Source organism: Rhizobium sp. BK176, assembly GCF_024808055.1.
The window spans coordinates 42635-66201 of the sequence record NZ_JANUBV010000018.1 but is presented as its reverse complement, the minus strand read 5'-3'; the positions used below and the strand labels follow the sequence as shown (position 1 = coordinate 66201).

The window sequence follows — 23567 nt, the reverse complement described above, 5'->3', positions numbered from 1 at the left end:
GGGACCTGGGGCGGTGGCGCACGCTGGCATGGGGGGTTCTTCAAGTGTCGCGATAAATTTTCTTCTACTTCATGGCGAACTTCGTTACATTGGAGAGAAGTCGATGCGAATGCGGACCGGAATGAAGCAGATGAAAGCGCGGGCGCATTAAGGGGGTAGACCCTACACCACGCGCCTGATACCGGGGGGCGTGACGTGAAGTGGCTTTTTCGCATCCTTGTTGGCGTGGGTGTCATCGTTCTCCTGTCGGTCGCGCTCATTTTCTATCCGGTCATCCATGACTGGTGGTATCCGCCGTTTCGCTCCGGCAATGTTGCCGACGAGGCGAAGGCTGCCGGTCGCAATGCGGCTTCGTTCCCAGCTGCGGATGAGGATTATTTTCATGACATGGACCGTGGCGTTGCCCTGACAGGAGACGAGATCAAAGGGCGTAATGCCTGGATCGTCTGGTCCGGTGGCAACGACCGCTTCTGGGATGGCATGACCAAGGCCACCTTCGGAAGCTTCGATCTCCTCAAGATCGTCAGCTCTGATCGCGACACGCGATGGAAGGTTCTTGGCCTCCTGAACGAACCATGTTTCGACAAGGCCACGGCGCCAGATCCGAAATACGGGCTGCGGCTCGATGTGCGCCGATCCGATTGTCCGCCCGATCCGTTCGCCAACGCCGAGAAGTATCCGGGTGTTGCGATCGGCGCGCGCGGAAACACCGTCCCACTTGGTTCGTTCTATGGAGAGCCGTCCGGCATCGTTGGCCTGCGACTGTTTCCCAATCCCGAATTCGACAAGGCCGCAGCGGAGCGATGGGACGGAAATCGTTATTACAACGACCCCACCTACTATAACGACAAGAACCTCGTGCGTCCGTATCGGGTCGGCATGTCCTGCGGCTTCTGCCATATCGGGCCAAGCCCGGTTCACCCTCCGGCAGATCCAGAACATCCGCAATGGGCGGACCTGAGCTCGACGGTTGGTGCCCAGTACATGTGGGTCGACAGGCTGTTCATCTACTCGGCCGACAAGTCGAACTTCATGTTCCAGCTGGTCCATACCTACCGCCCCGGGGCGATGGATACGTCCCTAGTGTCCACAGACTATATCAACAATCCACGCACCATGAATGCGATCTACAACGTATCAAACCGCCTGGCGCTGGCACAGCAACTCGGGAAGGAAACGATTGCCGGGGGCGAACAGGATAACAAGCAGTTCAAGGACTACCTGCATGAGGGACCCTTGATACAGTCCTTTGTCGCGCCCGACACAGTGTTCACCCCGCGTGTGCTGAAGGATGGATCGGACGCAGTGGGAGCGCTTGGAGCACTCAATCGCGTTTATCTCAACATCGGCCTCTTCAGTGAGGAATGGCTTCTGCACTTCAATGCAGTGGTCGGCGGCAAGCCTATTTCGCCAATCAAGATCGCAGATGCCCAGAAGCAGTCGAGCTACTGGCAGGCCACGGAGATGATGACACCTGCCACTGCGCTCTTCTTCCTGAAGGCAACTCGGCCGGATCTTCTGAAGGATGCCCCCGGGGGCGCTGCCTACCTCAGCAATGACCAAGCTGTCCTCATGCGCGGGAGGTCGGTTTTCGCGACCACGTGTGCCCGCTGCCATTCGAGCAAGATGCCGCCATTGCCCGCGGGTCTCAATCTGGCTCAATGCAATGGTCCAGGCTACATCGACTGCTTTAAGTCCTATTGGGGTTGGACGAAGACTGCGGATTACAAGCAGCAGATGACCCAGATTGTGCTTCAGCCTGACTTCCTCGACGACAATTTCCTGTCGAACGAACTGCGCATCCCGGTGACGCTGCTAAGGACCAACGCCTGCAGCCCGCTGGCGACAAACGCGATTGCCGGCAATATATGGGACAACTTTTCGTCACAGTCCTACAAGCACTTGCCATCGGTCGGGACAATCACCGTACGAGATCCGTTTCAAGGTCAGCGCCGACCCTTTGCAATGCCCGACGGAGGACGCGGTTATACCCGTGTTCCTTCGCTGGTCAGCCTGTGGTCGACCGGTCCGTATCTCCTCAACAATACCGTCGGACCATTCGATGAAAGTCCTTCGGTCGATGCCCGCATGAAGGTTTTCCAGGCTTCGATCGAGCAGATGCTATGGCCTGAAAGACGGGTGAAGGACACTGTGCTTGGAAAGGACGGGGTCTACAGGATCGACCGTACGACCGCACGCAGTCTCATAACTTTGCCGCAGGGTTTTGTGCCGGAGATCCTGCGACCGCTCCAAGGCACTCTCCATCGTTGGCTGCCATGGCTGGTGACGCAAGGCGGAGACATCACCATCGGACCCATTCCCCAGGGCGTGCCTGTCAATCTTATCGCCAATATTCGGCCGTTGGCAGAGACGCACGATCCAGTCCAGGCCGTCGACCATACCGCGCGCCTTGTCGGATTGTTGCACGGGCTCAAAGCCTCGCTTGCCTCGGTGCCTGACAACGCCAGTGACGAGGAACTGCGTCGTCATTTCGCCGAACATGGGCCTGCGATGCTGGCGCTCGACAAGTGTACCGATTTCGAGGTCAACAGGGGCCACTATTTCGGAACAGCGGCCTTCAACGACGTCGACGGGCTCAGTGATGACGAGAAGGCGTTTGGTAGCGAGCCACCGCTCAGCGACGACGACAAGCGCGCCCTCATCGAATTCCTGAAGACCTTTTGATGGGTTTGAGATGGAAGCCGCGAGCAGCATGGGTGGCGAGGAGTTCGACTATATTGTCGTCGGAGCGGGTGCCGGCGGCGGAACGGTTGCCGCGCGCCTTGCGGAGGCCGGATGCCGCGTTCTCGTTCTTGAGGCTGGAGAGGATCCACGCTCTGCCGGAGGCGACAGGCTTGCGGATGAATACGATGTTCCCGCATTCCATCCGTTCGCCTCTGAGAACCCGGCGATCGCCTGGAATTTTCGGGTCAGACACTCTTCGGATGCAGAAGACGTGCTCTATCCCCGCGCGAGCGCGATTGGCGGATGTACGGCTCACAACGCGATGATCTTCATTCAGCCGCACGACGCGGACTGGGACGGGATTGCAGCCTTGACCGGGGACGAGACCTGGTCGGCAAACGCCATGCAGCGCTACTTCGGGATGATCGAGAATTGCCGTCACCGGCCAATCTGGCGGGCCCTGTCGCAAATCGGAATTGCAAAGACCGGTCACGGCTGGGACGGTTGGCTGCAGACGGAGCGGGCACTGCCCTTGCAGGCTGTGATGGACGGCCTCCTCAGGGTGACTTTGTTCACGTCGGCGGTGGCCGCGATCGCCATCAGCAAGCGACCCCTGGCAGCATTGCGCGCCCTGTTGGGCGGGCGAGCGGATGCTAACGACCGATCCATGGTGAGGCGCGGAACTGAGGGGCTTTTCTATACGCCGCTTTCGACCGCCGGCCACAGGCGGGTCGGAACACGCGAGCGCTTGCTCAAGGTGGCAAGTGATCATCCATCCCGCTTGCGCATTGAAACGAATGCCCTCGTGTCACAGGTTCTGTTCGATGTCGACAATCGGGCTACAGGCGTTTCATTCCTCAAGGGACGTGGACTCTACCGCGCGGGTCCGGTGCCGTGCACTGATGCGGGTGACCATCACGAGGCGCATGCCCGTCTTGGCGTGATCCTTGCCGGCGGAGCGTTCAACACGCCGCAGCTGCTCATGCTGTCTGGCGTCGGTCCGGCCGAGCATCTGAGGGAGCACGGCATTCCCGTGCGCGTCGACCTTCAAGGCGTCGGACGGAACCTGCAGGATCGCTACGAGATCGGCGTCGTCAATCGGATACGGTGGCCGTGGAAGGCCCTCGAGCGAGCGCGCTTCAAGCGCGGCGATCCCTTGTATGGCGAATGGCTCAAAAAGCGTAGCGGCATGTATACCTCCAATGGTGCCGCGATGGCGGTCGTGCGCCGCTCCACTCCGGACAGGAAGCTTCCGGACCTCTTTGCGATGGCACTTCTTGGCGATTTCCGAGGCTATTTTCCCGGCTATTCCGAACTCGTCGCGCGCAGGCACAATGTCCTGACCTGGGCCGTCCTGAAAGCTCACACGGAGAACCGCGCCGGTCTGGTGACACTGCGATCCTCTGATCCCCGCGATACGCCCCTTGTAGACTTCCGCTATTTCGAGGAGGGCAGCGGCAACGCTGCCTCTGACTTGACGGCGGTCGTTGCCGGCATTCGCTTTGCCCGCAGGCTTTCACGCCTGCTGAAGGCATTCGGGCTGGTCGTGGCCGAGGAGACGCCAGGAGAGGAATTGCAGAGCGATGAGCAGCTCATCCAGCATGTGCGCGCCAATGCCTGGGGTCACCACGCGTCCTGCACATGTCCGATTGGAACGAGGGAACAGGGCGGTGTTGTCGATCGACGACTTGGCGTGCACGGCACGAAGGGCCTTTATGTGGCCGATGCATCGGTATTTCCGCGTATTCCTGGCTTCTTCATTGCGAGCGCCGTGTGCATGGTGGGCGAGAAGGCAGCCGAAATGATCCGGGAGGATGCAAGTCACCGGATGGAGGCAAGGCATTGACGTGGAAGCAATTGCACGATGGCCTGGTACGGCTTCTCAACCTCGAACGGAGAATTGATCCTTTCATTCGCCCACCCGTGGACAGGCTGCTGCGTCCACCCATCGCAGGACTGGCCCAGGCCTGGTTGAGGGCTACGCGCGGGCGCGCACCGTCAATGCCGGCGATGGAAAAGACCCTTGCCGGGGAGGACGAATGCGTCGAGAAGATCATAAAGGAAATGTCGGCATATATGTCCACGCACTATCGCCCGGGCGGTTACCAGCGCGCAGGCAACACCAAGACCCACGGTGTCGTTCGCGGTCGCTTCATCGTCCGGCCTGATCTGCCTGATGCGATGCGCCAGGGGGTTTTCAGCGCGCCGCGGGAGTTTCCGGCCTGGGTCCGTTTTGCCGGGCCCGGTCCGGGCCTGCCTCCTGATATTGACGATGTCGGTGTGCTGAGCTTCGGCATCAAGCTGATGGGGGTCGATGGAGCGAAATGTCTTGACGACGAACAATTCACCCAGGACTTTACCGGCATCAGCACGCCAACCTTCACCACCCCGAACGTGGTTGAAAATGCCAAGCTGCAGACGTGGATCAATCGCGGTCTGCCGCTGTTTTATTTTGTCAATCCAGGCGATCCACATCTTCTCGACGCAGTCATGCAGGGACTTTGGGCGAGAACGCAGACGAGCCCTCTCGAGACTGAATACTGGAGCTGTGTTCCGTATCTTCTGGGCGCCGGTCAGGCAATGCGCTACTCGATCCACCCTGTCCGTACCAGCCGGACGCGCGTTCCGAACCTGCCTGGGCGACCGCCTGACAATTACCTTCGCGAGGCCATGGCTGCGACGCTGAATGAGGGGCCGGCCAGTTTTGAATTCCGCATCCAGGTGCAGACGGATCCGTCGTCGATGCCGATCGAGGACGCCTCGATCATCTGGTCGCAAAGCCTTTCGCCGCCAATACCGGCGGCAGCGCTTGTCCTTGAGCGCCAGGTTTTCGACAGTCCCGCCCAGCTTGCTTTTGCCGATCGACTTTCGTTCAACCCCTGGCATGCGCTGGCCGAGCACAGGCCGCTCGGAAACCAGAATCGTGCGCGCAAGCGCATCTACCAGGAACTGTCGACCCTGCGTCAGACGATGAATGCTGTGCCGCATGTCGAACCGACCGGCTCCGAGACATTCATTTGAGTGTGTCTACCTCGGGCAACCGATGCAAATAGGTATTCTCAGGGCAATGCAGCCAGATATTGGAGCGCCCTCAGTCCGGGCAGGAAGAAATAGGCTCCGCCGCGCACGGTGACAAAACTCGGGAGGCTCTCTATCCGGTTCGGCGCGCCGTTGGTTTGGCAGGTGAAACTGTCGGTGCGCGATCCATCCAGCAGAGGCACACGGCTGCCGACAATCGGATCGGACTCGCTGGAAAGCCCACCGAACTTCGAACTCTCCAGCCATGCATTCTGGATGAATTCGAACTGCCGCGCAATATTGGCGTTGAGGCAGACGAAGTAGAGGCCGCCCGACATGTCGCCGGTCTCCTGCGACGGGTCATATTTGCGCCCCCGCCTGAGAATGCGGTGGAAGCGTGCTGATGCTATCACGTCTGTTCGTGGAAGCGGCCTGGGAAGCCCCAGCTGACGAAGCAGGCCGGACAGCCGACTTTGCGTACCGCCGGGGATGTCGGCGTTGCGCGGATTGGCGCGACGAATGTGTGCGCCGAGGGGACAGGTGATCCCATCCGGATCACCATCGAAATCGAAGTCGTTGGATGGTTCATGGACGGTCGAGGCCTTGCTTTCAACGGCGGCAAGGGGCGTACCGGATCTTGCTCGCCCGACCATTTTTTCGGCAAGCTGCTCGGCCGCCTGGCGCGAACCGCCAACGCTTTCCAGGAATTGCCAGAAACCTGTGACGTCCTGTTCCAGCTGCCGGATCACCAGGTAGGACCCGTTTGCGCCCAGGTCACGCCTGTCGTCACCGACAAACGCCCGGAGCACGCCATGTGGATCGGCTTGCTCCGGCACGAACGGCCGGTCGGTCACCAGCCCGTATTCGTTGGTGTATCCCAGCACCATTTCACCCGCGGCGATCCGGTCGCGATAATGATACTCGTCATTCTCCTGCGATCGCGTATCACGGATCCAGTCGATGGAAGGCTGGCTCAATCCGTCGGCAAAGCCGAAAGGTTCGCGCCCATCCATGAGGCCGGTCCGCAGCTCCCGCACCAGGTGAAAGCCTGCAAAAAAGGACGGCGTTTCGACCAGTCGACGCCAATCGACAAGTGCGCCGGCTTCTGCGTAAAGCATCGCCACGACGTCGACGGGGGCGTTCTCCGGACCGCCCCAGGTCCAGCTTTGCGGTGCGCTTGGCCCAAGATCGCCGAGCCTGCGGGTCCGGCTTTCATCACCACTCATTCCCGATTTGAACTCGGCTGGAAACGATGCAAGCGCTTCTTCCGAAAGACCGATGCGGCGAAGGCCACCGGACGTCAACGCGACATGCAGCGCGCTTGGAATTTGTTTTTGGAACGCGGCATTCGTAACCGGCGCGCTGGCAAGCCATGCCTTGGCGGATGCCGGGTCGGCAATCGTCAGGATTAGGAACACCGCCTCGGGGAGCGTGCCGTATCCCGACCGGACGATCCCCTGAACATCTTCGAGTTCGACCTTTCCGGTGGTGACTGGCGAACGGGGTCCCATAGTCAAAGCTCCGCCAGCCATTGCCGGGCGAGCGCGTCGCTCATCCTTGTGGTGTCAAGACCCTGCCTGACGCGGGCGTTGCGGGCGATATCAGCGGTCGTCAGGCCGGGGTATGCCTTGTACCAGATCGCGGTCGGCAGCTGATGACGTCGAATGTAATACTTGAACGCCTGCTCGTCCTTGGCTCCATCGAGGATGAGGTAGCGCGTCCTCGGGTAACCAATCCCATTGCTGAAGACGAGATTCAGTCCAAAAGCAGCCTTGTTGACGAAGTCGTCCATGTAGGCCTCCAGGCTGCCGTCATAGTTGCTGCCAAAAAACAGGTGCTTGTGGTCATCGAGAAAGACCCAGCGCGCGAAGTGGATGGAGCCGACACGCGCGAGCCTTCCCCTGGTGTAGAGATGGCGTGTCGTGACACCAAGCACCCAGAACACGAAGATCAGGGTCCACAACCGAAACCGGCCTGGCTTGACCGTACCGTAGGCACTGAACTGGTTGGTCACCTCGAAGTCCTCGCGGACAACGAGCGATTTCAGATGCTCGTCGGATGGTCGCGCCAGCACGCTCGCATCCGTTGTTTCCCGACGCCGCAAAATGAGCAGAAAGAAAGGCGCAACGATCAGCAGGAGGGGCGAAAGCAGCACAAGCAGGACAATGTTAGTGACGAGGTCGAGTGCGTCGCGTAATCGTTCCTCGAGCGATATTGACTGCGGGGCGGGCGGCTTCGGCCCCTCGTTCATCACCCTGTCCCGCAGACGCCGGTGAAGATCCAAAGGAGATGCCGCCAGCGGGCGTTCCTGCGGCAGGTAGCTTATCAGGGCGGCCCGGAGCGCAGCTTCATCGTGGACCTGGCGGACGGTACGGCCTGGCCAGTTGCTGTAGTTGACGACAGGCTCGATATTGTGCGCAGTAAGCCAGGCGTCAAGCGGAACAGCCGGGTTAAAGTCTAGGCAATGGGCGAAGATCCTCGAAAGGCCCGGTCCCGCAATCCCCACGAGGTCCTTGACGAAGTCTTCCCTCTTGCCGTCGATGTCGCCAAGAAAGGCGATCTTTGGAGCGGCCGGGTTTGTCGAAACGCCGTAGGACGCGTTGTCGGCAGCCGTATTGTCGTCAAGGATGACGATCCGAGCGAAATGAAGGCCTGGCAGCCGCGCGAACGGAAGCTCGGAATTGTTCGGATCTGCTAGTCCTGGCTCGGACGTCATCGTCGCCAGAAGCAGCTCAAGTGCCTCCCGGCGATGTGGATCAAGCTGCGAAACGAACATGAAGGTGGACGAGACAGGCATCTCGGCGACCTCAAAACTGCAAGGCGAAATCGATTAGGCGGTCCTTTCCCCAATAAACCTTTCCCAGATAGAGGTTGGGTCCGATCAAGCGAATCTCGTCACGAATCCAGTGCGCAAGGAGCGATGTCTCCGAATAGTCGAGAACGATGCAGTCCTTCTCATCAAGCCAGCTCGGCGCCACATAGACCTTTGCAATGATCGCACTTAGTCCGAAGGGCAGAATCCGGTTGCGTAACAAGCCCGACTTGGCATCGAAAATCTTTCCCTGCCAGGCAAACAGGTTGATGAAACTCGCGATCTCGGGCGTAAACGATGAGCCTGCAGCAACGATCGCCGTCCCGGCTCCTTCGCCGTCCGGGATTGGCCCGGGCTCGCTTTCACTGAAGAGAGTGTCGAGTTCGGCCTGTGTCATCTCGAGCAGCCGAGGAACTGTGTAGGCATCTGCAACTGATGGCATGGTCGACAAGCTCCTTGTTTCCCCTGTTATCCCGGAATGAAAGTCTGGAAAGATCGCGAAGGACTGGAGGTAAATCTAAGATAGCATAAATCGCCGCTACATATCAGCAGCTTCGAGGCATCGTGTGCAAAATGTAAAGCTGTCCGGCCCGGAGTGCCGTTGTGGCGTTGCCCTCATTGACGCTGCAGTCTGACGGCCTTTGCTGATGTCTGGTACACGACCAGGTTAGGTCGACAATTATGTACTACCACCTTTTGATATATTAGACTAAGCTAAGATAGATCTGCGGATGGGGGCTATGTTGTCGAGCGTAAGCACATCAATGGTTGCAAGTCTGGTCATTGTTGCTGGTCTTGGCGCCCAGGTCCCAGGCCAAAGCGTCGGCGATGGGACGGCTGACGAGCGCCCGCCAATCGTGACCATCAAATGCAAGAATACGTTGATCGCCTTTTTCAACGGAACGTTCTGCAGAACGAATGAGCCGCGTGGCTTTGAGGGCAACCGCAACAGCAATGACAGCAGAAACCGTAGTCAGTCATCCTCGTCGACGTCGTCAGGAAGTTCATCAACAAGTTCGCCAGACAGCGGAAATTCGCCGATGGGTGGTTCGTCGTCGCCAATGGGCGGCGACAATTCCAGTCCCATGAACTGAGGATCGCCAATGCCACGCAAACTGTGTCGATGGACATGAGTGAGAATTGGGCAATCTGCGTAGGCATCAACCGTTATGACAACATCAAGCCTCTGGCGTATGCGAGGCAGGACGCTGAGGCCATTGCCGACTTCTTCAGGAAGGCGGCTGGGTTCAAAGGTGTCTATTCCTTTGCCGAGGACGCACCGCCGATCACCGCGGACTTTGGCCAGCCGTTGCAGTCGAGCCCGACGTTCATCAATTTGAGGCGGTTCCTTCGGGTCCGCTTCGAAGAGCGTTTTCTGCAGCCGAGCGACAACATCTGGTTTTTCTTTGCTGGTCATGGCAAGCGGGTACGAGAGCAGGACTACCTGCTTCCCCTGGACGTTGATCCGGGAAATGTCGAGGAGACCGCAATACCCGTCAGGTACGTCGTCGAACGGTTGCGCAGAAGCGGCGCGGAAAACGTTATCCTGCTTCTCGATGCGTGCCGCAACGAAGGCTCGCGTGACGGCGAGGGAGCTGGCCTCGAAAAGCTCAAGGGCACTGTGACCTTGAGTTCCTGTTCGGCGGCAGAATTTTCCTACGAGATCGAAGAACTAGCGCACGGCGCCTTTACGTATGGCCTGCTCGAAGCGCTTCAGCTACAGGGCAAGAGCAGCTGTGCGACGGTCGAACGGCTGGACAATTACCTCCAGACACGAGTGCCGGAGATCTGCCGACTGCACGGAAAGCCAGTCCAGACCCCATGCACCTTCGCCGAACCATTGTCGAAACGGAACTTCATTCTCCTGCCGGCGGCTGCACGCGCTGAAGACATTGAAGCATTGAAGCTCGACGCCTTTCAGGCCGAGGCAAACGACGACTTTCTCTTGGCAGAGCAGCTGTGGTGGCGAATCCTGGCGGTCGATCCGGCCGATATGGACGCTCGGGCTGGAATCAAGCGGGTTGGCGAAGACCTCAGGGAGCGCGGTGAGAAAAAACAATGGTGGCAATCGATCACGCGCCGGCAAGTGCTCACCATCGCAGGCGGTGGCCTGGTCGTTGCCGGAGGCATCGGTGGCTGGCGAGCATGGGAGGCGATCGGAGGCCGGCGCCCTAAACCTTTCGAAAGACAGACAGAGTTCGTGACAGTTGAGACCGTGGATTCGCGCGGGAATCCGCAACCAATTGCACGCCGCAAGATCAGCTATTTTGTCGAGCCGATCGGTCACAACGCCAGCATGGAGCTAAGCCTTCTGCCAGGCGGAGATTTCCCGATGGGATCCGCAATCGGGGAGTTTCCCAACAAGGTTTCGGAAAGACTACGGGCTTCGCCGATGCGTGTCAGGCCGTTTGCGATCAGCAGAACGACTGTCAGCCAGCAACAATGGCTTGCCGTCCAGGACCTTCATTCCGAAACGGTCGAGTGGCCGATATCGTCCGATCCGTCCTCCTTCAAAGGTGACGATCTTCCGGTGGAAACCGTAAGCTGGCAGGATGCGACCGAGTTCTGCTCGCGGCTAAGCGCTATCACCGGACGGCTATACAGGCTCCCGACGGAAGCCGAGTGGGAATATGCCTGTCGCGCGGGTTCAACGACGGCGTTTCATTTTGGCCCCACCCTGACCGACACGCTCGCCAACTATTGTGGCACGGGCGGCGCGGTATGCGGCTCGAGCTTCACACGCGACGTATCGAGCCTCGATTATGACGGCGTGAAATATCCGGATGGTGGTTATGGAGATGGACCGACAGGTGGTTTCCTGGGCAAGACGACGCCGGTCCGCACCTATCCGCCAAACGCGTTCGGTCTTTTCCAGATGCACGGCAACGTGTGGGAACATTGCCTCGACAACTGGGCACCGGACCTTGATCGGCTGCCCGATGACGGAGGACCGTTCCGGAGCGGAGGCACCGACCTGCGGGTGCTCAGGGGAGGGGCCTGGTCCCACAATCCGGCCCTTTGTCGCTCTGCTTCACGCGATCGGATGGCGGAGACGACGAGTGGCTGGGAGGGGCGAGTGGGCTTGCGTGTGGTTTGTGAACTTGAGGGAGATTGATTGATGGACAAGGAAATATTCATCAAAACTGAAACCGTTCCTATTCAGGTCGGCGCCAGGAGCGGGGATGACATTGGCGGCGGCTTCGGCGCGTCCATCGCGAGTACGGGAATGAAGCTGGTCGCGGTCAGCGCAGACGCGCTGCGCGAGCAATTTTCCAATCTGGTCGAAGTTGTCGAATACGTGTTCGATCGGGCGACGCCTGCAGTCACACTCGACGAAGTCGAGCTCTCGGTCGAAATAACAGCCGAGGGAAAAGTCAGCCTGCTGGGAAGCGGTGCTACCGGCGGCGGGCGTGGGGCCATAAAGATGACGTTCAAACGGAACAATGGCAGCGCTGCACCAGCGAAGCCGAATTCCGGTTCGTAGCTGTTCGCCCCGATTTCCCTTTCCTCTGTCGGCGCCACAACCATTCTGCGACGTGCCGTGCGTAATGTCTGACCACGACCGGCTTCGACATGAATCATCCGATCGAGCATCAGTCGGATTGAAGCGAGTGGGCTTGACGGCCGGGCGTCTTGCGCGGTGAAAAGAATAGCGCGAGTATCGAGCATCGCTGGGTGACGACGGTGATGGCGGTCTTCTTTCCAGTTGCGGCCTGGAATAAAGTCGCAACGGTCGTGTCGAAGGATCCCCTGTCACCACGCTTGGCGTCACCTGAAGGAGGATTTGATATGTCTACCGTCAGCGTTCGCTATATTGTCGAAGACGTCGATGCGGCGATTGCCTTCTATAAGGATGCACTCGGGTTTGCACTCGGCATGCATCCAGCTCCCAGCTTCGCGATGCTGAAAAAGGGGGATCTTCGCCTTCTCTTGAATGGAACGACGGGGCCAGGCGGAGCGTCTCAGCCAATGCCGGACGGACGCAGGCCAGCACCCGGCGGATGGAACCGCATTCAGCTAGAAGTTGCGAACATTGAAGACGAGGTCGAACGCTTGCGTGCCGCGGGCGCCAGATTTCGCAACGAAATCGTTACCGGAATTGGAGGCAAGCAGATCCTTGTCGACGACCCCGCGGGCAATCCTGTGGAGTTGTTTCAGCCATCGGGCAACTAGACGAAAGCGCGACTATCTTCGGTCCAAGAGGTTTGATTGGAAAGACCAGCTTCTCTCTATGACCCACCTCGGTATTTCTCTCCAAAGCAACGGGCCAACAGCGGACTGCGTGGCTTTCATTGGCCTCGACGGTTTTGGTTCATCGTCAGGAGCGCAATGCCGCCGTCAGTTTCTGCGGCACGTCGGTCAGGTAAGGCGCGTGCGGAGGGGATGGCGCGGGGCTCTTGACCGCATGGCCACCGCATCGCTGACCACCTTGGTGACATCGATACCCATCCCGAAAGGGAACTGGCGATTGGTGCTGTGCCATGCATGTGGCACGATAACTTATACCAACGTGCACGGATTATGACCGATGCGCCCAATCGCGCATTCCGATGGACATGATCTTCCACGGCTGATCGATGCGCGGCAATTTTTCGCCATGCGCCTTTGCCGCAGGGGAACATATGCGACTGGGGTCCTCTCCGCTCTTCAGGACGTGAACTCTCTCCCGTTGCGTCAGTGGTACCTGCTTATCGCCAGGTCGGTAGCGTCGATATCTGGCTTGCGGCCCGAGACCAGGTCCGCGATCACGCGCGCTGAACCACTGCTCATCGTCCATCCCAGTGTGCCGTGACCGGTATTCAGGAAGAGTCCGGCGATCTTGGTCGCACCAATCACTGGCGTACCATCTGGTGTCATCGGCCGGAGGCCAGACCAGAATGAACCGTTGTGCGCGTCTCCGCCCGGGAAGAGGTCCATGACGGAATGTTCCAGAGTAAGACGACGGGCCTGTCCAAGATCGTTGGTGTAGCCGGAAATCTCTGCCATGCCGCCGACGCGAATCCTATCGCCGAGGCGGGTGATGGCAATCTTGTAGGTCTCGTCCATGACCGTGGATTCCGGGGCACGTGTGGCATCAGTGATCGGAATCGTAAGGGAGTAGCCTTTTACCGGATAGACGGGCAGCTTTATCCCGTGTCGCTTCAGCAGGAGTGGGGAGAAGCTGCCCATGGCGACGACGACGGCATCGGCAGCCAGCCAACCGCTGCTGGTAAGCACACCGCGCACCCGATCGCCCTCAACATCCAACGATTTGATCGTCGTGTCCCAGAGGAAGTTCACGCCGAGGTCTTTCGCTTTCATGGTAAGCGCGCCAGAGAACTTATAGCAGTCACCTGTCTCATCCTTTGGCGTCAGAAGCCCGCCAACGATCTTTTCGCGCACATGCTTGAGCGCGGGTTCGACCCGCGTGCAGGCGTCGCGGTCTAGAACCTCATAGGGAATGCCATCGGCTGCAAGCGCCTTGACATCCTTGCCCGATGCATCGAGTTGGGCCTGCGTGCGGAAGAGCTGCAATGTACCCTGCATGCGTTCGTCATAGGTAATCCCAGTCTCTGCCCGTAGTTCCGCGATGGAAATGCGAGAGTAGTCAGCGAGCCGAAGCATGCGGCTCTTGTTGATGGCGTAACGCCTGGACGTACAATTCGACAGCATCTTCACGAGCCAGGAGAGCATTGCCCCGTCCACCTTGGGTCGAAGAATGAGCGGTGCGTGCTCCATGAAGAGCCATTTCATCGCCTTCATCGGAATACCGGGTGCGGCCCAGGGGGAACAATAGCCGAAGGACACCTCACCAGCATTGGCAAAGCTGGTTTCAAGCGCTGGTCCCTGTTGCCGGTCAACGACCGTGACCTCATGGCCGCTCTTGGCGAGCTGATAGGCAGACGTAACGCCGACGATGCCGGCTCCGAGTACAATGACTTTCATGATCGTTCCAAAACTGCAGACCCCGCGGGTCAGCGATATTGCCTGTGATAGCGGGTTCCGAGACCGGTGAGGATCTCGTAGGAAATGGTGCCGGCATCCCGCGCCAGGTCTTCCAGAGATTGATTGGGGCCGAGGACCTCGACGAGCGTGCCGTGGGTTATCGACGTTGCAGGCAGGGCGGAGATATCGATGGTGATGCTGTCCATCGAAACCCGACCGACGATCGGAAGGCGGATGCCATTGTAGTAAACCGCTCCGCGGTCGCTGAGACTGCGTGGAAGCCCGTCCGCATAACCCGCTCCTATTGTGGCCAACCGCATTTCGCGGCCTGCAACGAAGGCGCCACCATAGCCCACTTTGGTGCCGGATGGCACGACGCGTGTCTGGACGACCGCAACGTCGAGACTGACAACCGGCTCCATCGGGTTCTTCGTACCAGCAGACGGCGCGCCGCCGTAAAGAGCGATGCCAGGCCGTGCGAGCGCGCCGTGGTAGGAGCGGCCGAGAAAGGCACCGCCTGAATTGGCGAAGGACACGTCGTGGCCGAGGAAATCGTCGGACAGCCGCTGCATCTCAAGCAATTGATCAGCGTTTTGCAAGGAGCCGAGATCGTCCGCGCAGGCCAGGTGGCTCATGATGAAGCGGACATCGATCTCGGAGACGCCGATCAGGCCCGCGAGTTGAGCTTGTTCGTAGGGAGGCAGCCCAAGCCGCGACATTCCGGTGTCGAATTGCAGAACCGCGGGCAGCCTGCGCGCTGCGCTGCGCGCTGCGCTCGACCATTGATGCCACTGCTCCAGGCTGTTGATGACGGGAACGATATCGGCCTCGGCACATGCGCCCTCATCTCCAGGCTGCAGGCCGTTCAACACGAAAATGTCAGCGTCTTCGGCGATGAATTCCCGCAGGAGCAAAGCTTCAGGAAACTGCGCGACAAAGAAATTGCGGCAGCCTCTTTCGTAAAGCGCGTTCGCAACCTGCCTCGCGCCGAGGCCGTAGGCGTTCGCCTTTACGACTGCTGCGGCCTTCGCCGGAGCCACAACAGAGGACAACTGATCATAATTTCGCCCCAGCGCACCGAGGTCGATGGTAAGATAGCCGCTCTGTGAATGCTGCAGAGAGGCTGATCCGACGCGCGCATCATTCCCGCCCATGTTCATAATGTCCCCATTGTTGAAGGGCAGACTATGAAATAATCGATGAAATTGCAGAGCGTTTTGTGCTGGATGATTGCAATATTTTCGGCTAGATCGAATTTTCGATCAACATTTGCACGAAATCACCATGGCCGCTCTTGATGCGATCGACCGCAACATTCTTAGGCTCCTGCGCGTCGATGCGCGCATGAGCAATGCAAAGCTCGCTGAAGAGGTCGGCCTTTCGCCGTCCGCGTGCCTGCGGCGCATCAAGATCATGGAACGCTCTGGTGTCATCCGCGGCTATACGGCTCTTGTTGATACGGGCAATGCCGAAGCAACGATCGCGGTCATCATAAACATCACGTTGGAACGGCAAACAGAAGACCACCTCGACAAGTTCGAGGCCGCAGTCCGCAAGCATCCTGAGATCAGGGAATGCTTCCTGATGACGGGAGGCTCCGATTATCTCCTGCGGGTCGATGTCGCCAATGCCGTCGAATTCGAGCGGATACACAAGGATATCCTCGCCAGAATGCCGGGCGTTCTCCGAATTCACTCGAGTTTTTCGATACGCGATGTGCTCGGCGCGCGGCCGAAGCACAGAGCGTAGGAAACGGGGAGTGGCCGAGAGTGTGCTCTTGGCTGATCTTCTGGCGTTCTGACCCGTCAGGATTGTCCAGGGCCCGTCCGGATCCGGACGGTCAGTACCGCTGCCTCTCAGACGAACGAACCGCAAGGCACTATGGAAGGGGGCCAGCCCCAAGAAGGGAGTCCCCTTCCATCAGGCTGCACGCTTCAAGGCATCGCCGATGACCGAAACAATGGTGCCGATCTGTTCCTTTTCGACGATCAGCGGTGGTGACAGGGCGATAATGTCCCCTGTTACCCGGATCAGCAGGCCCTTGTTGAAGCAGTCAACGAAAACATCGTAGGCGCGTGTTCCCGGGGCTCCGTTTCGAGGAGCCAGTTCGATCGCGCCGACGAGGCCGAGGTTTCGGATGTCGATCACGTGCGACAGACCCTTTAGGGAATGCAGCGCGTCTTCCCATTCGCCTGCGAGTTCGGCAGCGCGGGTGAGGAGCCCTTCCTCTTCGTATATTTCCAGTGTGGCGATGCCAGCTGCGCAGGCAACAGGGTGGCCGGAATAGGTATAACCGTGGAAGAGCTCGATTGCGTTTTCCGGGCCCGTCATCAGGCCGTCATAGACCTTGCGGCTGGCGAACACGGCACCCATCGGGATGGTACCGTTTGTCAGGCCCTTGGCGGTCGTCACGAGGTCGGGAATGACTCCGAAGTAATCCGTAGCAAATGGCTTTCCGAGCCGGCCGAAGCCAGTGATAACTTCATCGAAAATGACAAGTATGCCGTATTTGTCGGCGATGGCCCGAATACGTTCGAGATAGCCTTTTGGTGGCAGGATTACGCCCGCCGAGCCGGACATTGGCTCAACAATCACCGCTGCGATCGTTTCCGCACCATGCAGTTGAACCAGGCGTTCGAGATCGTCGGCGAGTTCAACACCATGAGCGGGAAGCCCCTTCGAGAAGGCATTGCGGTCGAGGTCGAGTGTGTGCCGCATGTGGTCGGCGGGGATTTGCGGGAAAACGCGGCGGTTGTTGACGAGACCTCCCACGGAGATGCCGCCAAAGCCGACTCCGTGGTAGCCCTTTTCACGGCCGATCACCCGGGTCCGGGTACCTTGTCCAATGGCACGCTGATAGGCGATCGCAATTTTCAACGCGGTATCGACGGATTCGGAACCGGAACCTGTGTAGAACAAACGATCAAGGCCCGCAGACGGTCCGCCCGGCGCGATCGCTGCGAGCTTCGTTGCAAAATCGAATGCAATTGGATGACCCATCTGGAAGGTGGGAGCGAAATCGAGCGTCGAAAGCTGGCGTTCAACGGCTTGTGTGATTTTCTTGCGGCCATGTCCGGCGTTGCAGCACCAAAGGCCTGCGGTGCCGTCGAGAACCCGGTTGCCATCCACATCCGTGTAATACATGCCGTCAGCGCCGGCCAACAGTCTCGGAGCCGCTTTGAACTGGCGATTTGCCGTGAAAGGCATCCAGAAATTTTCGAGCGCCGGGCGATTTGACTTGGGGGTGTGATCCATTGCTGCCTCCGTTGAGATAGCCTGGATTGCGTAATTTTTTATTTTCCAACAAGTCCTTTTCTAGGAAAATTTAACGCCTTGTTTTTCCGATCGATGTAGTCGACATGTTTCGGTATATAGAACACCTGAAACAGGAGAACTGCGTGTCTGTCGATATCGGAAATAGACTTCGCTTTGTCCGGACGGCACACAACCTCTCCCAGCGCGAGCTTGCGAAGCGGGCAGGCGTGACGAATTCCACGATTTCGCTTATCGAATCCAACTCCACAAATCCTTCCGTCGGGGCATTGAAGCGGATTCTGGACGGTATCCCGATCGGCCTTGCCGAGTTCTTTGCCTTTGAACCCGAAGCGCCACGGAAGGCTTTCTATGCCGCAGAGGAGCTGGTGGAGATCGGCAAGGGTGCGATCTCCTATCGCCAGGTAGGAGAAAACCTGTTCGGTCGCAGCCTGCAGATTCTGAAGGAATGCTATCAACCGGGAGCCGGCACCGGGAAGGTCCCGCTGGTTCATGAGGGGGAGGAGGGGGGAATCGTGCTGTCAGGCCGGCTTGAGGTTACCGTGGATAACGAGCGCCGTATCCTGGGGCCCGGTGACGCCTATTATTTCGAAAGTCGCAGGCCACACAGTTTCCGATGTGTCGGTCCCGTCGCCTGCGAGGTGATAAGCGCATGCACACCGCCGACCTTTTGAGGGAAATGGTTAGCGAGCGGAAGCTGCGGCATTCACTGCTCGCCGGTTCAATCAAGCGCGGCGCCGTTCGAGTCAGCATCAGCGCAACCGCATCATCAGGGGGTCGTCTTCAGCAACTTCTTGCGCTGGTCTACCGTCAATGCCACGCGGGTTGTCTCACCTTCCTCGGTCTTGACGTCGAAGGCTGAGCTTGCGGCCCCGACGATTTTGGCGAATGCTGTTTCGGCGGCTTCCTGCTGATCTCTTGCGGTCACCAGCGTCGTTGTTATTACGATGAAATTCGGCATGTATCTTCCCAATTGTAACAGGTTGAACCGAACGTTTTGCAGACCCAGTCTACAACCAGACCAAGGCGCAATCGAGCCACGAGACGAAGTTTTGCCGTGTTCTGCGACTTGCACCCTGCCTCCAGCGCCGACGTGGATGCGGAGACAGCATTGTCGCGATTGATGATCGAGACCCGGCGCGGCTCTGGTTGTCGACTGTTGTCCGTCGACCTATACCACGCCGTGCCGATCACGGCGGGTTGCTTGCCACTATCCCTGATTTCATCGCGTTTCCGCCCAAGCGGCGGACTAAAGCCGCCGATCGTCCATGATCTTCTTCTCCTCAGGAGATCGTCATGCCCAAACGGGTTGTTCCATCGAGCACAATTTCAATGTCACCCGGTGTAAGAAGCTCGATCGCACCACAAAGCGTGCCTGTGGTGATGACAGCGCCGGCCTTGAGCGATGTCGCTGGCCGCAGCTTGTCATTCGCATAGTCCAGGAGCCAAGACAGGACGTCGCCCTTTGGATGCTGGGCGGGAGCGTCATAGATCGATTGGCCGTTCAACGTCACCAGAAGCGGCGTGCCACTGGCTGTGTCGATCACAGATTTCGCAACGTTCGGGCCGAGCACATAGCCACTGTTGCCGAGGCGGTCCGCGAGGAACAGCAGGAATGAAACCTTCCCGCTCTCCTCGATGGCGCTCAAAAGAAATTCTGCGCCGAGATGCACCGCAGCGATTGCCTCGACGAGGTCCGCACGTGTGTAGTCCGCAGCAGCACGGATCGGAAGATCATGCCCCAGACGGACGGCGATCTCCGCCTCGAACTTCGTACCCCGCTTCCACGGGATCTGCGCGCCGGAATCACCCTGAACATAGGGGTGGAGAGGAGCTGTGACCGCCTGCCCATCGGGTGACACGGTTACCTTCCAAGCATTACTGGAGATCGCCTCATCGGCTGCCAGAAAATTCTGCACGTCCATTGCATGGCGAAGATCAGTGGGGAGGACGAAAGCCGAGGTCGGCGCCTGGTCTCCGGCGCGATGCAGCGCGTGAAGCTTCGATGCAAGGGCACGTGGATCGAATGTGGTGGCTGGATCTGCCATGTGGTCTTCTCCATTTTGATCTGAGTCGCGAGTTTATCGGCCGAGAAAGGCTGGCGCGAGAGCCTCGATGGAAAGACAGTTATGCCAGGGCAGAATACCAGTTCTGGCGATAGTCCAGAAGCCCGGGAATTGTGGCCGGCTTGATGCGGCGCTCGGTTCCGGGGTGGGGGGTGATGCCGGTCAACAGCGCCGCGCCTTGGCTCGTGCCCGTTGATCCGGGAATTGCAACGATTGTCCTCCCGGTCAGCGCTGCAAGCAGGACGAGATAGGTTTCGTTGAGGGCAAACGGCCCTTCGACGATGACGGGGCCGTCTGCGACGACGAGGTCGAGGCAGGTCTGGCTCATCAGAGCAAGATACAGGCACAGGGCCGCGTAGCGTTGTTCGGCGCTGGCGCCCTCGGCGTTGAGCCATCTGCCCTTTTTGCCCGGAAACGGACCGGAGCCCGACACGACATTGGGAAGCAGCATGACGCCCTCCGAAATCACGTGCTCGACGGCGCGGCGAACATATTCTTCGCTGGTACTTCCGATCTCGCGTAATATGGTTTCGAACTCGCGGCCTCCCATGAACCGTGACGAAGGAACGGCGCGGCCATAGGCATCGACATTGGCAAGCGTATCGCGGCCGGGATCGAGACGATCGAAGTTACCTCCAACGCCGAACGTGACGACCCAGGTTCCGGTCGATACGACGGCGAACGGCGCGGCACGAGCCACTAGGTGCGGGAGCAGGGAGGCGTTGGAATCGTGGATGCCGCAATAGACGGGAATATCCGATCGCAGGCCAATCTCCCGCGCGACACCAGGGAGGACCATGCCGAGCGGGTCGAAGGCAGACCGGATCGGTGCCATCAGCTCCCGAATGCCAAGCGTATCGACGAGCGAGGAATATCGTCCGTGACGGGGATCCCACAGGTCGGTATGGCAGCCGAGTGATGTCACCTCGTTCGAAAAGACGCCAGCCAGTCGCCCCGTCCAGTATTGGGGGTACGTGACGATTGTCGCAACGTTTGCGAATTCGTCAGGAAAGTTGGTCTTCTGGTAATGCAGTTGCGCTCCAACATTCAGCCCCATCATCTGATGCGGTGAATAGGTCTCCTCGAAGGCAGGGCGCAGGCGCGCATAGGCTTTGCTGATCTCTTCGGGATAGTCGTGCTCGTAGTCGAGCACGGGCATGGCAAGAGTGCCGGTTGCGTCGAGGAGAGCTGCAGATGCCCCGTGCGTCGTGACAGAAATTGCATCGAAACCCGGTGTTTTTGCAAAGGATCGGAGCGCCCTGATCGCGAAGGCCCAGAGACCGTCAACATCATAATGTGGATAGAGACCGTGCCTCAGGACCGTATTCGGTGTCTTCGCCACCGCGATTTCCGCACCCGATGCACTGTCGAGCACTACAACCTTGGCGTTGGTCTTGCCGATATCGAAAACAGCGACGTATCTGAAATCCTGCGTGGTCATGGCATGTGAAAGACGGTAACGAGATCACTCTGGACCGGCGAATTGTCAGGATTGGTAGCCATGATGTCAGCCATATGCGCCCACCATCTTTTCATCACGGGATGGTCGGGCAGGCTCGTCATCGTATGGTCGGCACGACGGCTCAGCACGCCGAACAGCGTATTTGTCTCCCGATCGAGGTGGATCGAGTAGTCGCTCGCCCCGGATTGATGCAGCAATTCGACCAGCTCCGGCCAAATTTCGTCATGCCGTTTCCTGTATTCGGCTTCCATTCCCGGATTGAGCGTCATCTTGAAGGCGTGCTTTTCGATCGTCATTTGTCCACTCACTTCGAGCTCATGGTCTTGATGCGTCGTGCAACGATTGGAATCGCGATCGTGATGATGAGGAGCAGGCCAATGAAGATAGACATTACGATACCCGGAACATTGAGAAGTCCGAGGCCGAAGGTCACCAGGCCCATGACAAAGGCAGCGATTACGACACCGCCGATCTTGCCGGAGCCGCCGAGAATGGAAACACCCCCGAGAACCACCATGGTAACGACTTCGAGCTCCCAACCCTGTGCGATAGAGGGACGGGTCGAGCCGAGCCGCGACGTCAGGCAGACCGCGGCAATCCCGCTCATCACGCCAGTCAGGACGAAGAGAATGAATTTCACCCGCTCGACGGGGATGCCGGAAAAGCGGGCGGCGAAATCATTGTTGCCGATCGTATAGACCTGGCGGCCAAAATTCGTCGCATGCAGCAGGATCGAGAATGCGATCGCCAGCACGATGAAGAGGACGAATTCAAAGGAGAACACCCAGAACACATAGCCCTGGCCGAAGAAGGCGAACTCTTCCGGGTAACCGCCGTAGGCCTGGTCTCCGAGGACGATGTAGGAGATCCCGCGGAAGAGGCTCATCGTCCCGATCGTCACGACGATCGACGGCAGTTTCATGACCGAGACGAGGAAGCCGTTGAACATGCCACAGACCAGCCCGACGACGATGCCGATGACTACGAGCCCGGGCGCGCCGACGCCAAGCTGGGCGGCCGCACCCATGGCGGTCGAGGCAAGTGCGATGATGGCGGCGACCGACAGATCGATCTCGCCGGCGATGACCAGCAACGCCATCGCAAAGGCAATCATTGCCTTTTCGGTAAAGTTAAAGGTCGCATCCGAGAGGTTCCAGGCATCAAGAAAGTAGGGCGATGCCACGCAATTGAAGATGAAAATCAGTACGGCGACGCCAAAGAGCAAGACCTCCCAGCTCGAAATGACGCGCTTGAACGGTGTGCCGAGGCGATCGGGAATGACCCGCTTTTCACCCGGCGTAAAAAGGACGGTGCTCATGCTGCAACCTCTGCTGGGGTCTCTCCCGCAGCCTTGTCTCGAAGGATGATGCGACCACGATTGCGTTCGCGCCTTGCGTTGAAGGCAACGGCCAGGATGATGACGGTGCCTGAAATCGCCATTTGCGTGAACGGCGAGATACCGATCACCGGTAGCGCATTCTTGATGACGCCAAGGAAAAGCGCACCGAGCACCGTGCCAATGACTGATCCGACACCCCCGGCGATCGAAATCCCGCCAATGACGCAGGCAGCAACGCTGTCAAGCTCGAAGCCATTGGCGATATCCACATAGGCAACCGCATAACGGGACACCCAGAGATAGCTGGCGAGGCCGGCAAGCGCGCCCGACAGGACGAACGCGAGGAATTTCGTCCAGCCCACGTCGACGCCGGCATAGACCGCCGCCGTCGGATTGCCTCCGGCGGCATAGGTGGAGCGGCCAAACGGGGTATGTTTAAGGAGGACGTAGATCAGGCAGACGATGATGATCGCAGCCCAGCTGAGAACCGGCAAGCCGAGGACAACAGTGCGCGGCACATTCAGGAACGTCGGCGTCATCTGGTGGGCATTGACCCATTCTCCGCCCGACAGGACAAAGGCCATGCCGCGGTAGATCGTTAGCGTGCCAAGGGTCACGACAATTGGCGGGATCTCAAGCGCCCAGACGAGAAAGCCGTTGATGGCACCGAGAAATGCTCCAATCAGGATCGCAGCTAGGATCAGGGCGACCAGGGGCAAGTCAGGGTAGGCGGCATTCATCATCGCAACGGCCATGCCCGTAAAGGCCAGGTTTGCGGCGACTGAAAGGTCGATCGACTTCGTCAGGATGACCGTCATCTGCGCGAGCGCCAGGATGATGAGAATCGACGTGTCGTTGAAGATAGCAGCGAGGTTACCGGGCGTAGCGAAATCCTGGGCTCTCGTCGAGAAGATCGCGACCATGACCGCAATGATGACGAAAAGAAGGGTTTCTCGTTTTTTCAGAAGTCTGGACATTCCGATTACC

The 23567-nt window shown here is 58.9% G+C and carries 20 protein-coding genes; 8 read left to right on the top strand and 12 right to left on the bottom strand.

Features of this window, described 5'->3' with window-relative positions; genetic code table 11:
- The first annotated feature begins 195 nt into the window (after positions 1–195).
- The 3 genes from FHT76_RS32620 to FHT76_RS32610 are packed head-to-tail and all read left to right on the top strand — an operon-like array spanning position 196 to position 5706.
- Positions 196–2685, top strand: coding sequence for a hypothetical protein (locus FHT76_RS32620; protein WP_183757560.1), 2490 nt, complete (start codon positions 196–198; stop codon positions 2683–2685).
- 10 nt (positions 2686–2695) lie between these two features.
- A complete protein-coding gene (locus FHT76_RS32615) occupies positions 2696–4531 on the top strand; it encodes a GMC family oxidoreductase (RefSeq protein WP_183757559.1) in 1836 nt (611 codons plus the stop codon).
- Positions 4528–5706, top strand: coding sequence for a catalase family protein (locus FHT76_RS32610; protein ID WP_183757558.1), 1179 nt, complete (start codon positions 4528–4530; stop codon positions 5704–5706). The genes FHT76_RS32615 and FHT76_RS32610 overlap by 4 nt, the downstream gene beginning before the upstream one ends.
- Positions 5707–5744: 38 nt before the next feature.
- On the opposite strand, the gene FHT76_RS32605 is transcribed toward FHT76_RS32610, so the two are convergent.
- Genes FHT76_RS32605 through FHT76_RS32595 form a run of 3 tightly spaced genes read right to left on the bottom strand, consistent with a single transcriptional unit; the run spans position 5745 to position 8957 of the window.
- The gene (locus FHT76_RS32605; protein WP_183863843.1) at positions 5745–7214 is read right to left on the bottom strand and encodes a Dyp-type peroxidase; all 1470 of its coding nucleotides are present in this window, start codon (positions 7212–7214) and stop codon (positions 5745–5747) included.
- A 2-nt stretch (positions 7215–7216) separates the two neighbouring features.
- Positions 7217–8500 (bottom strand): hypothetical protein, encoded by a 1284-nt coding sequence (locus FHT76_RS32600; RefSeq protein WP_183863844.1) that lies wholly within the window; start codon positions 8498–8500, stop codon positions 7217–7219.
- 10 nt (positions 8501–8510) lie between these two features.
- Positions 8511–8957, bottom strand: a complete 447-nt coding sequence (locus FHT76_RS32595; RefSeq protein WP_183863845.1) for a hypothetical protein — start codon at positions 8955–8957, stop codon at positions 8511–8513.
- A 687-nt stretch (positions 8958–9644) separates the two neighbouring features.
- Here FHT76_RS32595 and FHT76_RS32590 point away from each other — a divergent pair.
- The 3 genes from FHT76_RS32590 (at position 9645) to FHT76_RS32580 (ending at position 12688) form a co-directional block, all read left to right on the top strand.
- Entirely contained in the window at positions 9645–11630 is a 1986-nt protein-coding gene (locus FHT76_RS32590; protein WP_183863846.1) for an SUMF1/EgtB/PvdO family nonheme iron enzyme, read from the top strand.
- A gap of 3 nt (positions 11631–11633) precedes the next feature.
- Positions 11634–11999, top strand: coding sequence for a hypothetical protein (locus tag FHT76_RS32585; RefSeq protein ID WP_183863912.1), 366 nt, complete (start codon positions 11634–11636; stop codon positions 11997–11999).
- 305 nt (positions 12000–12304) lie between these two features.
- On the top strand, positions 12305–12688 hold the full coding sequence (locus tag FHT76_RS32580; RefSeq protein ID WP_183863847.1) for a VOC family protein: 384 nt from the start codon (positions 12305–12307) through the stop codon (positions 12686–12688).
- Positions 12689–13189: 501 nt separating this feature from the next.
- Here FHT76_RS32580 and FHT76_RS32575 read toward each other — a convergent pair.
- Positions 13190–14440 carry a D-amino acid dehydrogenase gene (locus FHT76_RS32575; protein WP_183863848.1) on the bottom strand — a complete coding sequence of 417 codons (1251 nt, stop codon included), beginning with the start codon at positions 14438–14440 and terminating at the stop codon, positions 13190–13192.
- Positions 14441–14469: 29 nt separating this feature from the next.
- Positions 14470–15594 (bottom strand): alanine racemase, encoded by a 1125-nt coding sequence (alr, locus tag FHT76_RS32570; RefSeq protein WP_183757557.1) that lies wholly within the window; start codon positions 15592–15594, stop codon positions 14470–14472.
- Between the two features lie 130 nt (positions 15595–15724).
- Here alr and FHT76_RS32565 point away from each other — a divergent pair, with 130 nt between their 5' ends.
- Entirely contained in the window at positions 15725–16189 is a 465-nt protein-coding gene (locus tag FHT76_RS32565) for an Lrp/AsnC family transcriptional regulator (RefSeq protein WP_183757556.1), read from the top strand.
- 171 nt (positions 16190–16360) lie between these two features.
- Here FHT76_RS32565 and FHT76_RS32560 read toward each other — a convergent pair whose 3' ends face one another.
- Positions 16361–17695 carry an aspartate aminotransferase family protein gene (locus FHT76_RS32560; protein ID WP_183757555.1) on the bottom strand — a complete coding sequence of 445 codons (1335 nt, stop codon included), beginning with the start codon at positions 17693–17695 and terminating at the stop codon, positions 16361–16363.
- 143 nt (positions 17696–17838) lie between these two features.
- On the opposite strand from FHT76_RS32560, the gene FHT76_RS32555 reads away from it, so the two are divergent.
- Positions 17839–18387 carry a cupin domain-containing protein gene (locus FHT76_RS32555; RefSeq protein ID WP_183757554.1) on the top strand — a complete coding sequence of 183 codons (549 nt, stop codon included), beginning with the start codon at positions 17839–17841 and terminating at the stop codon, positions 18385–18387.
- A 95-nt stretch (positions 18388–18482) separates the two neighbouring features.
- Here the strand turns inward: FHT76_RS32555 and FHT76_RS32550 are convergent, their stop codons facing one another.
- The 6 genes from FHT76_RS32550 to FHT76_RS32525 all read right to left on the bottom strand — a co-directional run bounded on the left by FHT76_RS32550 (position 18483) and on the right by FHT76_RS32525 (position 23557).
- Positions 18483–18674: a hypothetical protein gene (locus FHT76_RS32550; protein WP_183757553.1), complete on the bottom strand. Its 192-nt coding sequence runs from the start codon at positions 18672–18674 to the stop codon at positions 18483–18485.
- Positions 18675–18996: 322 nt separating this feature from the next.
- Positions 18997–19761 carry a fumarylacetoacetate hydrolase family protein gene (locus FHT76_RS32545; protein ID WP_183757552.1) on the bottom strand — a complete coding sequence of 255 codons (765 nt, stop codon included), beginning with the start codon at positions 19759–19761 and terminating at the stop codon, positions 18997–18999.
- Positions 19762–19840: 79 nt separating this feature from the next.
- Positions 19841–21220 (bottom strand): FGGY-family carbohydrate kinase, encoded by a 1380-nt coding sequence (locus FHT76_RS32540; RefSeq protein WP_183757551.1) that lies wholly within the window; start codon positions 21218–21220, stop codon positions 19841–19843.
- A complete protein-coding gene (rhaM, locus tag FHT76_RS32535) occupies positions 21217–21537 on the bottom strand; it encodes an L-rhamnose mutarotase (protein WP_183757550.1) in 321 nt (106 codons plus the stop codon). Before rhaM ends, FHT76_RS32540 begins: the two co-directional genes overlap by 4 nt.
- An 8-nt stretch (positions 21538–21545) precedes the next feature.
- A complete protein-coding gene (locus tag FHT76_RS32530; RefSeq protein ID WP_183757549.1) occupies positions 21546–22559 on the bottom strand; it encodes an ABC transporter permease in 1014 nt (337 codons plus the stop codon).
- Positions 22556–23557, bottom strand: a complete 1002-nt coding sequence (locus FHT76_RS32525) for an ABC transporter permease (protein ID WP_183757548.1) — start codon at positions 23555–23557, stop codon at positions 22556–22558. Before FHT76_RS32525 ends, FHT76_RS32530 begins: the two co-directional genes overlap by 4 nt.
- Positions 23558–23567 lie beyond the last annotated feature (10 nt).